We start from the raw sequence: 13,044 nt of genomic DNA on the forward strand, positions 1-13,044 counted from the left end.
GTGATAGTATGAGCCATCGTGCTAATCGAGTTGGCGAACAAATGAAAAAAGAGCTGGGTGATATCATCGGGCGCAAGATCAAAGATCCGCGCATCGGGTTTGTAACGGTCACGGATGTTCAGGTAACCGGGGACCTTCAGCAGGCCAAAGTGTATATTACCGTCCTTGGTGGTGAAGCTCAAAGGGAAGATACCTTAAAAGGTCTTGCCAAAGCGAAAGGCTTCATCCGTTCCGAAGTGGGACAAAGGATCCGGCTCCGCAAGACGCCAGAGATCATTTTTGAGTTCGACGAATCGATCGACTACGGCAATCATATCGAATCCCTGTTGAAAAGCGTTCAGGACGAACCAGGAGATTCAACGAATACCGATAAGTAATGCATGGGGCTGATCCAAATCGGATCAGCCCTTTCATTTTCCCTATGAAGGAGTGAAGGAACATGAATGGCATCTTGCCTCTATGGAAGGAACGGGGAATGACGTCGCATGATTGCGTGTTCAAGCTGAGGAAGCTGCTGCGCACGAAAAAGGTGGGGCATACAGGTACGCTCGATCCCGAAGTCGAAGGCGTCCTCCCCATTTGCATCGGAAGGGCGACCAAGGTTGCAGAATATATCACGGATTCCGGCAAGGAATATGTGGGTGAAGTGACCCTTGGCTTCTCTACGACAACCGAGGATGCGACGGGTGAAAAGGTGGAGGAAGCCCCTGTGGAAAGGAGCATCACCCGAAGGGAAGTGGAAGAGGTCCTTGGCGCCATGACCGGGGTCATCCGACAGACGCCTCCCATGTTCTCGGCGATCAAGGTAAACGGCAAGCGTCTCTACGAGTATGCCAGGCAGGGGATCGAAGTGGACAGACCATCACGTGAAGTGACGATCCACCACTTCGAGATCATCGGAGAATGGGAAACCCTCGAAGGAGAACAACCATCGTTCACGTTCAAGGTAGGGTGTTCAAAAGGGACCTATGTACGTACGCTTGCCGTCGAAATCGGGCAACGGCTTGGCTACCCATCACATATGTCATCCCTAACCCGTACAAGATCGGCCTCCTTCGTCAAAGAGGACTGCCTGAGTCTTGCCCAGGTAGAAGAAGCGCTGAAAACTAGCCAACCGGAAGAGCTGCTGATCCCTCTCGAATTCGGGCTTTCTCATTTGCCGAAATGGGTGATAAATGATACATTAGCATTGAAAGTAAAGAACGGGGCACGCTTGGAAGAACCGGCTGAATGGCCGCAAGAGGAACAGGTGATGATGGTGCATGAAGGAAAGGCGATCGCCATCTATCAGCATCATCCGTCAAAGGGTGGGATCATCAAGCCTGTCAAAGTCCTGTTCAATGACTAATGAAAAAGGTGAACTGCTGTGAAAGTGATAACGCTACATCATCCCCCATCGTTCGATGGACTGGACCTTCCGCCGCTCGTAGTGGCACTCGGTTATTTCGATGGGGTTCACCGGGGGCATCGACAGGTCATCACCACTGCCGTCGAGAAAGCAGGGGAGCTTGGGGCCTCAAGTGCAGTCATGACGTTCGATCCCCATCCCTCCGTGGTCCTTGGACATAAACGGAAGCATATAAAATACATTACTCCGATGGAAGACAAGATTGAGCAGATCGAGGGGTTGGGCGTGGATTATCTGTTTGTGGTCCGGTTCACATCCGAGTTCGCCGATCTCACCCCGCAGGAATTCGTGGACCTGTATCTGATCGGGATGAATGCCATCCACGTAGTGGCCGGATTCGATTATTCCTACGGCCGCCTCGGCAAGGGATCGATGGACAGCCTGCCATTCCATTCCCGGGATCATTTCGGTTCTACGGTAGTGAATAAGCTGACTGAATCCGATACGAAGGTAAGCTCGACCTTGATCCGCCATTCCCTTGATGAAGGAGCCATCGCTGAAGTGAATAAACTCCTTGGAAGGCCCTATACGATGAGGGGAATGGTCGTCCACGGGGAGAAGAGGGGACGGAAGATCGGGTTCCCCACGGCAAATATCGACCTGGCCGATGACTATCTTACACCAAAGGTGGGCGTGTATGCCGTCAAGATGAAGATCAAAGGCCGGTGGTATGACGGAGTATGCAACATCGGGTACAAACCGACGTTTAAAAATCCCGATGAATACAGTCTTTCGATTGAAACCCATGTGTTCGATTTCGACTCTTCCATATACGGGGAAGAAATTTATCTTCAGTGGCATAAGTGGATCAGGGATGAGAAGAAGTTCAATGGAATAGAAGAACTGATCGCCCAGATCCAGAAAGATAAGGACTCAGCCATTGCTTATTTTAAAGGAATTTGAGATTGCCCTTGATTTTTGACTGGAATAGTAGTATTCTTAAAAGCGTATGAAATGAACCTTTGCTTGGCACATCGATTCACCAACGACTGCTGGGTAACAGGGGATTTGAAAGAAATGAATGGAGGTGAAAAGGATGGCTATCACTAAAGAGCGTAAAAACGAACTAATCAGTGAGTACAAAACACATGAGAACGATACTGGATCTCCAGAAGTTCAAATTGCTGTCCTAACAGAAGAAATTAACAACCTGAACGATCACTTGCGCGTTCACAAGAAGGACCACCACTCTCGTCGCGGTCTTCTTAAAATGGTAGGTCACCGTCGTAATCTTCTATCTTACCTACGTAAGAAAGATGTACAACGCTACCGTGAGTTAATCACAAAACTTGGTTTACGTCGATAATCAGACAAAAGGAAGCGGGAATTTTTCCCGCTTTTTCTTTAGTTTTCATAATCCTATCCATTCATCATGAAAGAAAGCAATCGATTTTGTCTACAATACATAATAGGATGAACGAGGTAAGCCTTCCGCCTGATCCGTACCTGAGGTGACGAGGCTCCTTTTTATAAAAAATGTTCGTAACAATCATACAGGCATGCGTCATCTATGCCTTTAAGTGATATATAAAGAGAGGGGTACAAAAGATGGAACAGACCAAACAAACATTTTCCATTGATTGGGCCGGACGTGAATTGACCGTCGAAGTCGGCCAGCTTGCCAAGCAAGCCAATGGTGCTGCACTGATAAGATATGGAGATACCGCTGTCCTGAGCAGTGCTACAGCGTCAAAGGAACCGAAACCACTTGATTTCTTCCCTTTGACAGTTAACTATGAAGAAAGACTATATGCAGTAGGTAAAATCCCTGGAGGCTTCATCAAACGTGAAGGACGGCCGAGTGAGAGAGCCATCCTTGCCAGCCGACTGATCGATAGACCGATCCGACCGCTATTTGCCGATGGTTTCCGTAATGAAGTCCAAGTCATCTCCATGGTCATGAGTGTCGATCAGGACTGCTCATCCGAAATGGCTGCTATGTTCGGGTCTTCTTTGGCGCTTTCTGTATCGGATATCCCGTTCGAAGGACCGATCGCAGGAGTGGTCGTCGGGCTGATCGATGGAGAATTCATGATCAATCCGACAGTCGCGCAGCTTGAGAAGAGTGAAATCCACCTTTCTGTAGCTGGTACGAAAGACGCCATCAACATGGTTGAGGCAGGGGCAGATGAAGTTCCTGAAGAGACGATGCTTGAGGCGATCATGTTCGGGCATGAAGAGATCAAAAAGCTGATTGCCTTCCAGGAAGAAATCATCGCAAAGATGGGTAAAGAAAAACTTGAGATCAAACTGTTCGAACTGGATGAAGTCATCGAAACGGAAGTGCGCTCCCTATGTGAGAGCGAATTGATCCCGGCGATCCAGGTCCAGGAAAAACACGCACGTGAAGAAGCAATCAAAGAAGTGAAAAATAAAGTCATCTCTGTTTACGAAGAAAAAGAAGCAGATGACGCTACGTTGAAACAGGTCAAAAAGGTATTGGACAAACTTGTGAAAAACGAAGTGCGCCGTTTGATCACGGAAGATAAAGTCCGTCCTGATGGGCGTGGAGTGGATGAAATCCGTCCCCTTTCCTCTGAAGTCGGCCTTCTTCCTAGAACGCATGGTTCAGGCTTGTTCACACGTGGACAAACCCAGGCCCTCAGCATCTGTACGCTTGGTGCACTTGGTGACGTTCAGGTCCTTGATGGTCTGGGTATCGAAGAATCCAAGCGATTCATGCATCACTATAACTTCCCTCAATTCAGTGTGGGAGAAACTGGTCCGATCCGTGGCCCTGGCCGTCGTGAAATCGGACACGGAGCGCTCGGAGAAAGAGCTCTTGATCCGATCATCCCGGATGAATCCGACTTCCCATATACAATCCGTCTTGTATCCGAAGTACTTGAATCCAACGGATCCACATCTCAGGCAAGTATCTGTGCAAGCACCCTGGCGATGATGGATGCGGGTGTTCCGATCAAGGCACCGGTTGCAGGTATTGCAATGGGTCTGATCAAATCAGGCGAACATTATTCTATCCTGACTGATATCCAGGGCATGGAGGATCATCTTGGAGACATGGACTTCAAGGTGGCAGGTACATCCAAAGGGGTTACTGCCCTGCAAATGGACATCAAAATCGATGGACTTTCAAGGGAAATCCTTGAGGAAGCACTCCAACAAGCGAAAAAAGGCCGTATGCAGATCTTGGACAGCATGCTTGCAACGATCTCAGAATCAAGGACGTCCCTATCCGCCTATGCTCCTAAGATCCTTACGATGCATATCAATCCGGATAAGATCCGCGACGTCATCGGGCCAAGCGGTAAGCAAATCAATAAGATCATCGATGAGACAGGCGTGAAGATCGACATCGAGCAGGACGGAACCATCTTCATCTCGTCCACTGATGAAGAGAGCAACAAAAAAGCGAAAAAGACGATCGAAGATATTGTCAGGGAAGTCGAGCCTGGCCAAATGTATCTTGGGAAAGTCAAGCGCGTAGAGAAGTTCGGAGCGTTCGTCGAAATCTTCGCAGGAAAAGATGGACTCGTACACATTTCAGAGCTTGCTGAAGAGCGCGTCCGTAAAACGGAAGACGTTGTCGCTGTCGGTGATCAGCTTCTTGTGAAGGTGTTGGATATCGATAATCAAGGCCGTGTCAACCTATCAAGGAAGGCCGTCCTTAAAGAACAGCGTGAAAAAGAAGAGCAAAACCAGGCATAATGTTGCTGATCAGTCCGTCTTGCTGGGATTCCATCCCGCAAGGCGGCTTTTTTTTGCCCGCGTTCTACCTTGTCCCAGTCCTTCATACTATTAATAGGGAGGACGGTGAATGCAAATGGGGAGAAAATACTTGATAGCACTACCTGTAATTGCTATTCTGACTTTAGCGGCTGTACAAAACCCTTGGACCAATCAGTATGTCGCGCATCTTAAAGGCCAGTCGGTGACGACAACTTCTAATAAGAGCAACCTCATGCAACAAATCGAGGAAAAGGCATCCGGGGGGATCAAGCCACAAGATGCCATGATTGATCCGGTATGGAAGGCAACACCCGGCTATAATGGTATCGATCTGGACATTGATGCTTCCTATAAGCAAATGAAGAAGACAGGAACCTTTGATGATGATAAACTTGTGTGGAAGCAGTTGAAGCCTTCTAAGCACCTGGAGGACCTTCCGCCTTCCCCTGTGTACAGAGGGAATCCGGAGAAACCGATGGCTGCATTTATCATCAATGTTGCCTGGGGTAACGAGTATATCCCTGATATGCTGGAGACGCTCAAGAAGCACCAGGTATACGCCACCTTCTTCCTTGAAGGACGGTGGGTAAAGAATAATCCGAAGCTTGCCAGGATGATTGTCGAGGCGGGTCATGAAGTAGGGAATCATTCCTATTCCCACCCTGATATGAAATCCCTGCAAACCTCCAAGGTGAGAGATGAATTGAAACGTACGAATGATATCATCGAGGTGACCACTGGAGAAAAGGTTAAGTGGTTTGCCCCTCCGAGCGGGAGCTATCGGGACGAAGTGGTCGAAATTGCCGATGAAATGGATATGAGGACCATCATGTGGAGTGTGGATACGATTGATTGGCAAAAACCGAGTCCGGATGTGTTGATCGACCGCGTGATGGGAAAAATGCATAAAGGGGCAATCGTCCTTATGCATCCCACTGCGTCTACGGCAAACGCCCTGAACGCCCTCATCGTTCAGGTGAAAGAAAAGGAATTGAGACTAGGGACGGTCTCTAGTTTAATGAAAGAAGAAAGAATCCTGGAAGAAGGAGATAATTCTCCTTGAGTGAGGAAATAGTAAGGACAGGTACATCAAGACTAGGAGGAACTTTTTTGATTAAGAAATATACTTGCCAAAATGGACTGCGAATTGTGCTCGAACAAATCCCGACGGTCCGATCGGTTGCCATCGGGGTTTGGATCGGTGCAGGTTCACGTAATGAAACAAAAGAAAACAATGGGATCTCACATTTTCTTGAACATATGTTTTTCAAGGGGACGAAAACGAAGACGGCAAGGGAAATCGCCGAATCATTCGACAGTATAGGCGGTCAGGTTAATGCCTTCACATCAAAAGAATACACGTGCTATTATGCGAAGGTGCTCGATAACCATGCCGGCTACGCCTTACATACGCTTGCGGATATGTTCTTCCATTCCACTTATGTGGAAGAGGAATTGAAAAAGGAAAAGAATGTTGTATACGAAGAGATCAAAATGTACGAAGATACACCTGATGACATCGTGCATGATCTCTTGAGTAAAGCCGTATATGAAGATCACCCACTGGGCTATCCGATCCTCGGAACGGAAGAAACACTGGACACGTTCAACCAGGCAAAGTTGAAGCAGTATATGCATGATATGTATACTCCGGATCAGGTAGTGGTGTCCATTGCAGGCAACGTCGACGAGTCCTTCATCAAAGAGGTGGAGAAGCTTTTCGGATCCTATGAGGGAGGAAAAGGCCGCGACGATCGTGACCAGCCCCAATTCTTCTATAATAAACTTGCACGGAAGAAGGATACGGAGCAGGCTCATTTATGCCTTGGGTATAACGGCCTTCAAATCGGTCATCCCGACATCTATAACCTCATCATCCTGAACAATGTACTAGGAGGCAGCATGTCCTCACGCCTCTTCCAAGAAGTAAGGGAGCAGCGTGGACTGGCATACTCAGTATTCTCCTATCACTCCTCCCATGAAGATAGTGGAATGGTCACCATCTATGGAGGGACAGGAGCCAATCAGCTTGATGAGCTGTTCGATACGATCGACTCCACATTGAAAGGCCTCAAGGCAGAGGGCATCACGGAAAAGGAACTCCTTAACAGCAAGGAACAGTTGAAAGGAAATCTGATGCTGAGCCTTGAAAGCACCAACAGCCGGATGAGCCGCAACGGGAAAAATGAACTGTTGTTGAAACAGCACCGGACGCTGGATGAGATCGTCGATGAAATCGATGGCGTCACCATCGATAAAGTGAATCAATTGACCCATGAGATTTTCACGGACGACTATGCAGCAGCGTTGATCAGTCCTGATGGGAACCTGCCGTCCAATATGAGAAAATAATCAAAAAGGTCAGCACATGCTGGCCTTTTTTTTGATTCTGATTGTGAAGAGGGTTGTATACATTAATAATAAAGGGAGGGGAAGCCAGTGAGATTGAGTGAACTGAGCGGAAAGGAAATCGTGGACTACGGAAGGGCTGAAAGATTGGGGGTTCTGGGACATACTGATCTCGAATTCGATCATCGATCGGGTCAGATCGATGCCTTGATCATTCCCATGGGCAAGTGGATGCGCAAGCAAAGCGGTGAAATACGGGTCCCATGGCATATGATCAGGACCATCGGAACGGATATGATCATACTGGAAGTGGCAAGGGAATGAAAAAACGGGGAAGCCCGTTTTTTTTTTTTTGCTTTCTTGTGACGCGCTCCCAAAAGTGTAAGGAAGGAATGCAAGAGGCATCTCCTCACCCTTTACGTGCTCTATACATAGACTGAAGAAGTGAAAGGCTTCATGAAGATGCGATTATGGTAAAAGTAGGTGAAAGCACTGATGTTGACCGGAATGCACATCGCAGTTCTGGGTGGAGATGCTCGCCAATTGGAGATTATCCGTAAACTTACTGAGTTGGATGCGAAGATATCCCTTGTCGGTTTTGAACAATTGGATCATGCATTCACCGGGGCTACGAAAGAGAAAATGAGTGAAATTGATTTTTCCATGATGGACGCCATCATTTTACCGGTTCCGGGTACCAATCTTCAAGGGGAGATCGAAACCATCTTTTCAAATGAAAAAGTCGTGTTGACAGAAGAAATCTTAAGCAGGACCCCTGACCATTGCACAATCTACTCCGGAATCACCAATGATTATTTAAGCGGGATCGTGGATGCGTCAAAACGCGATCTTATTCAGCTGTTCGAAAGGGATGACGTCGCCATCTATAATTCCATCCCGACAGTAGAAGGCACAATCATGATGGCCATTCAACATACGGATTTCACCATCCATGGTTCGAATATCGTCATCCTCGGGCTTGGTCGTGTGGGGATGAGCGTGGCCAGGACCTTCCATCATCTCGGGGGCAGGGTGAAAGTAGGCGCCAGGAAAACGGAGCACTTGGCAAGGGCATCAGAGATGGGACTGGATTCCTTCCAATTAGGTCAGCTGGAAAAGCATGTCGGACAATGTGATATCTGCATCAATACGATTCCGGCTCCCATCATCACACCCGGGGTCATTGCAAAGATGCCCTCTCATATCCTTGTTATCGACCTTGCTTCCAAACCGGGAGGGACCGATTTCAGATTTGCCGAGAAGCGTGGGATCAAGGCGCTCCTTGCCCCGGGTCTCCCGGGTATTGTGGCACCGAAGACGGCAGGTCAGATACTGGCCAATGTTCTATGCAAGCTGATGGATGATCGAAACAAAGGAAAGGGGAGTTCTACGTGAGCATTAAAGGAAAAAGAATCGGATTTGGTCTGACTGGTTCGCACTGTACCTATGATGAAGTATTTCCGCAAATCGAGAAACTGGTCAACGGGGGCGCGGATGTTCTTCCAGTCGTATCATCAACCATGATGAATACGAACACGCGGTTCGGAAAAGGGGAGGACTGGGTCAAGAGAATTGAAGACGTGACGGGGCACAAAGTGATTGATTCAATTGTGAAAGCAGAGCCGCTCGGTCCGAAGATTCCCCTGGACTGTATGGTGATTTCACCCCTTACAGGCAATACCATGAGTAAATTCGCCAACGCCATGACCGACTCCCCGGTCCTGATGGCGGCAAAGGCTACTTTGAGAAATCATCGTCCCGTTGTACTTGGGATCTCAACAAATGATGCCTTGGGGCTTAACGGTATCAATTTGATGAGGCTGATTTCCACAAAGGATATCTATTTCATCCCATTCGGCCAAGATGCACCGGAGCAAAAACCGAAATCCATGGTGGCACGGATGAGCTTGACTCAGGAGACAATCGAAGCCGCGATGGAGGGAAGGCAGCTCCAACCTGTCGTGATTGAACGGTATCTGGATTGATCGCAAGGGAAGGCTTCCGCATGGATAGCCTTCTTTTCCTTGTACGAAAAAGAGTCTATTGAAAGAAGATTCTTTATGTTAGAATATACTTTATTATAGTAAATGGCTAAATTGCTATTATGAAAAGTTTTGGAAGGAGAGAGGATTTTGAATACAACGGAATTAAACGTGGCAGTCGTCGGTGCAACCGGGGCAGTCGGACAACAAATGCTGGAAACATTAGAAAAAAGGGATTTTCCGATAAAAAATCTGATCTTACTATCTTCTGCCCGTTCGGCAGGTTCAACAGTATCTTTTAGAGGAAGAGAGTATACGGTGGAAGAAGCGAAGCCCGAAAGCTTTGAAGGGGTGGATATTGCCTTGTTCAGTGCAGGGGGAAGCGTATCAAAGCTTCTTGCTCCCGAGGCAGTGAAAAGAGGGGCCATCGTAGTCGACAATACAAGTGCCTACCGTATGGATCCCGAAGTTCCGCTCGTTGTACCTGAAGTAAATGAGGAAGATCTGAAACTTCATAAAGGCATCATTGCCAATCCCAACTGTTCGACAATCCAGATGGTTGCCGCTCTAGAGCCACTGCGTAAAGCCTATGGACTGAAAAAGGTGATCGTTTCTACCTATCAAGCTGTATCCGGCGCCGGTGCAGTCGCCATAGATGAATTAAATGATCAGGCGCAGGCGATCCTGTCGGGCGATTCCTTTGAGCCGAATGTCCTGCCGGTCAAAGGGGATAAAAAACATTATCAGATAGCCTATAATGTGATCCCTCAGATTGATCTGTTCCAGGAAAATGGTTTTACATTCGAAGAAATGAAGATGATCAATGAAACAAAAAAGATCATGCATCAACCTGATTTGAAGGTGTCAGCCACATGTGTGAGACTCCCAGTAGTAACAGGTCACTCTGAAAGTGTATATATTGAGATTGATAAGGACTCCATTTCGGTGGGGGATATTCATGCGCAACTCACGGCAGCTCCGGGTGTAACCCTTCAGGATGTACCCGAAGAACAAATTTATCCGATGCCTGCCGATGCAGTAGGGAAGCCGGATGTTTTTGTCGGACGCGTGAGAAAAGACCTTGATGAGGACAACGGATTCCACATGTGGATCGTATCCGATAACCTTTTGAAAGGCGCTGCCTGGAATTCAGTGCAGATTGCTGAAAGCCTATTGAAATTGGGTCTGGTTAAATAAGCAGAAGAGGATCATAACAACATACGACGACTAACTCAAGCAACCATCCCCCTACCTCTTGACCATTGATGAAGAGGTGTAGACATGAAAGTGATCGTCCAGAAATTCGGAGGTACTTCCGTAAGGGATGAATCAACAAGGCTGAAAGCCATTGCTCATACAAAAGAAGCCATCAGTGAAGGGTATAAGGTGGTCGTGGTCGTCTCCGCCATGGGCAGAAAAGGTGAGCCGTACGCAACCGACTCCCTACTCGGACTCATAGGAGAAGGGAACACGAGAATCAGCAAAAGGGAACAGGACTTATTATTATCATGCGGAGAAATCATTTCGAGTCTCGTCTTTTCCAATATGCTCCTGCAGAATGGGGTGTGTTCCACGGCGCTGACCGGGGCTCAGGCAGGCTTTCGCACCAATGATGACTTTGGCAATGCCAGGATCATGGAAATGGATTGCGAAAGGATTAAAAAAGAACTTGATCTTCATGACGCCGTAGTGGTAGCCGGGTTTCAAGGAGCGACCCCCAGGGGTGATATTACGACGATCGGCAGGGGTGGGAGCGATACCTCCGCCTCCGCACTCGGCGTCGCATTGGAGGCAGAGTTTATCGATATCTTCACCGATGTGGAGGGAATCATGACGGCGGACCCACGCATTTCATCCAGGGCGCGGCCCATTAAGGTCGTATCCTATAATGAAGTATGCAATATGGCGTACCAGGGAGCAAAGGTCATTCATCCGCGAGCGGTTGAAATCGCCATGAACTCGAATGTACCCATCAGGATCCGGTCCACGTATTCGAAAGATCCGGGTACCCTTGTCACCACACCGGGCTTCATGAAGGATCATGAACATTTCAGAAGTCACCCCGTCACAGGCATAGCCCATGTACAGTCTCTTACACAGATCAAGGTATTCGCACGGGAGGATCAATATGATCTGCAGGCGGAAGTGTTCAAGGCGATGGCGAGGGAAGGCATCTCCGTGGATTTTATCAACATTTCCCCTCGGGGAGTCGTTTATACGGTTTCTTCCACTTTGAGCGACCGTGCCATTACCGTTCTTAAGAATCTCGGTCATGTTCCCCATGTGGAACGGGAGTGCGCCAAGGTATCCGTGGTTGGAGCGGGAATGACCGGTGTTCCGGGTATCACATCCGTCATCGTGTCCTCCCTTTCTGATCTTGGTATCAGGATCCTGCAGTCTGCCGATAGCCATACAACCATCTGGGTACTCGTAAAAGAGCATGATCTTGTGAATGCCATCAATGCCCTTCATGATGCCTTTCAACTGCAAGAGAGGGATGCTGCCTGGTTAGCGCATCAATTTGAGGAGAGTGAATAGTTGTGAATTTTGGCCGTGTATCAACAGCGATGGTCACACCGTTTGATCGTAAAGGGAATATCGATTTTAATAAAACGACACAGTTGATCAACTACCTGATCGAACATGGGACTGATTCTCTCGTGATTGCCGGGACAACAGGAGAATCCCCGACGCTTACAAAGGAAGAGAAGCTTGCATTATTCCGTCATGCAGTCAAAATCGCAGATGGCCGGATCCCTGTCATTGCAGGTACCGGAAGCAATAATACGAAGGAATCCATCGATCTGTCCAAAAAAGCGGAAGCAATCGGTGTCGATGCCATCATGCTTGTAGCACCATATTATAGTAAACCAAGTCAGGAAGGCATGTTCCTTCACTTTAAAGAAGTGGCTGACGCCGTCTCATTGCCGGTCATGCTCTATAATGTTCCTGGAAGGTCCGCCGTCACCATTTCACCGGACACCATCATCCGACTATCGGGGGTTCCGAATATCATGTCGGTAAAAGAGGCAAGCGGCGACCTTGGTGCCATGACGAAGATCATCGCGTCCACAGCTGACGACTTCCTCGTATATTGTGGAGATGATGGTTTGACCCTGCCTGCCCTATCGATCGGTGCCGATGGAATCGTTTCTGTTGCTTCCCACATCATCGGGAAAGAAATGCAGCAGATGGCAGAGGCCCATCTCTCTGGAGATACAAGTCGTGCAGCGAAACTGCATCAGGAGTTGCTACCTTTGATGGAAGGTCTATTTGCAACCCCGAGCCCAGGACCTGTCAAAACCGCCCTGCAGCTTAAGGGTCTTGATGTCGGTTCTGTCCGCCTTCCGCTGATTCCACTGACGGAAGATGAAAGGAAGAACCTCAGCAAACTTTTATCATGAAAACTCAAGTGAGGCTGAGACAAACATGTTTTAGTCATAGTAAAACCCGAATCATTTTTGCCTACGATAAAGCAAATGATTCGGGTTTTAAATTGGTTTAATGAACATTCAAATTTCATCGTTTCTAGCGGTTGATCGGAGTGCAAGACGAAGACTCCCGCGGGAAGAGTAGCTGATGTGAGACCCCGCAGGCGTGCCGAGGTGGCTCACG

13 protein-coding genes are annotated in these 13,044 nt (G+C 48.1%); all 13 read left to right on the forward strand.

The genetic code is table 11. The features are described from left to right. Window positions 1-8: 8 nt before the first annotated feature. Window positions 9-377, forward strand: coding sequence for a 30S ribosome-binding factor RbfA (gene rbfA / locus K6T23_RS10250; RefSeq protein WP_048004012.1), 369 nt, complete (start codon window positions 9-11; stop codon window positions 375-377). A gap of 62 nt (window positions 378-439) precedes the next feature. Then, window positions 440-1,348, forward strand: coding sequence for a tRNA pseudouridine(55) synthase TruB (gene truB, locus K6T23_RS10255; RefSeq protein ID WP_238284265.1), 909 nt, complete (start codon window positions 440-442; stop codon window positions 1,346-1,348). An 18-nt stretch (window positions 1,349-1,366) separates the two neighbouring features. Continuing rightward, window positions 1,367-2,311 carry a bifunctional riboflavin kinase/FAD synthetase gene (ribF, locus tag K6T23_RS10260; protein ID WP_079515966.1) on the forward strand — a complete coding sequence of 315 codons (945 nt, stop codon included), beginning with the start codon at window positions 1,367-1,369 and terminating at the stop codon, window positions 2,309-2,311. Between the two features lie 133 nt (window positions 2,312-2,444). Continuing rightward, on the forward strand, window positions 2,445-2,714 hold the full coding sequence (gene rpsO, locus K6T23_RS10265; RefSeq protein ID WP_053427258.1) for a 30S ribosomal protein S15: 270 nt from the start codon (window positions 2,445-2,447) through the stop codon (window positions 2,712-2,714). Window positions 2,715-2,956: 242 nt separating this feature from the next. Then, window positions 2,957-5,077, forward strand: a complete 2,121-nt coding sequence (gene pnp / locus K6T23_RS10270; RefSeq protein WP_056537091.1) for a polyribonucleotide nucleotidyltransferase — start codon at window positions 2,957-2,959, stop codon at window positions 5,075-5,077. A 115-nt stretch (window positions 5,078-5,192) separates the two neighbouring features. Then, window positions 5,193-6,161 (forward strand): polysaccharide deacetylase family protein, encoded by a 969-nt coding sequence (locus tag K6T23_RS10275; RefSeq protein WP_148985510.1) that lies wholly within the window; start codon window positions 5,193-5,195, stop codon window positions 6,159-6,161. A gap of 47 nt (window positions 6,162-6,208) precedes the next feature. Beyond that, on the forward strand, window positions 6,209-7,450 hold the full coding sequence (locus K6T23_RS10280) for a M16 family metallopeptidase (protein WP_056537088.1): 1,242 nt from the start codon (window positions 6,209-6,211) through the stop codon (window positions 7,448-7,450). An 87-nt stretch (window positions 7,451-7,537) separates the two neighbouring features. Then, window positions 7,538-7,771, forward strand: coding sequence for a YlmC/YmxH family sporulation protein (locus K6T23_RS10285; RefSeq protein ID WP_048004006.1), 234 nt, complete (start codon window positions 7,538-7,540; stop codon window positions 7,769-7,771). 171 nt (window positions 7,772-7,942) lie between these two features. After that, the gene (dpaA, locus tag K6T23_RS10290) at window positions 7,943-8,842 is read left to right on the forward strand and encodes a dipicolinic acid synthetase subunit A (RefSeq protein ID WP_238284409.1); all 900 of its coding nucleotides are present in this window, start codon (window positions 7,943-7,945) and stop codon (window positions 8,840-8,842) included. Then, on the forward strand, window positions 8,839-9,432 hold the full coding sequence (locus K6T23_RS10295; protein WP_048004004.1) for a dipicolinate synthase subunit B: 594 nt from the start codon (window positions 8,839-8,841) through the stop codon (window positions 9,430-9,432). Before dpaA ends, K6T23_RS10295 begins: the two co-directional genes overlap by 4 nt. A gap of 147 nt (window positions 9,433-9,579) precedes the next feature. Continuing rightward, window positions 9,580-10,626, forward strand: a complete 1,047-nt coding sequence (asd, locus tag K6T23_RS10300; RefSeq protein WP_273546617.1) for an aspartate-semialdehyde dehydrogenase — start codon at window positions 9,580-9,582, stop codon at window positions 10,624-10,626. 84 nt (window positions 10,627-10,710) lie between these two features. After that, a complete protein-coding gene (dapG, locus tag K6T23_RS10305; RefSeq protein ID WP_056537082.1) occupies window positions 10,711-11,967 on the forward strand; it encodes an aspartate kinase in 1,257 nt (418 codons plus the stop codon). Further along, on the forward strand, window positions 11,964-12,833 hold the full coding sequence (gene dapA, locus K6T23_RS10310; protein ID WP_273546620.1) for a 4-hydroxy-tetrahydrodipicolinate synthase: 870 nt from the start codon (window positions 11,964-11,966) through the stop codon (window positions 12,831-12,833). The genes dapG and dapA overlap by 4 nt, the downstream gene beginning before the upstream one ends. Window positions 12,834-13,044 lie beyond the last annotated feature (211 nt).

The organism is Rossellomorea marisflavi, assembly GCF_022170785.1.
In the GTDB taxonomy this organism is placed as follows: domain Bacteria; phylum Bacillota; class Bacilli; order Bacillales; family Bacillaceae_B; genus Rossellomorea; species Rossellomorea marisflavi_B.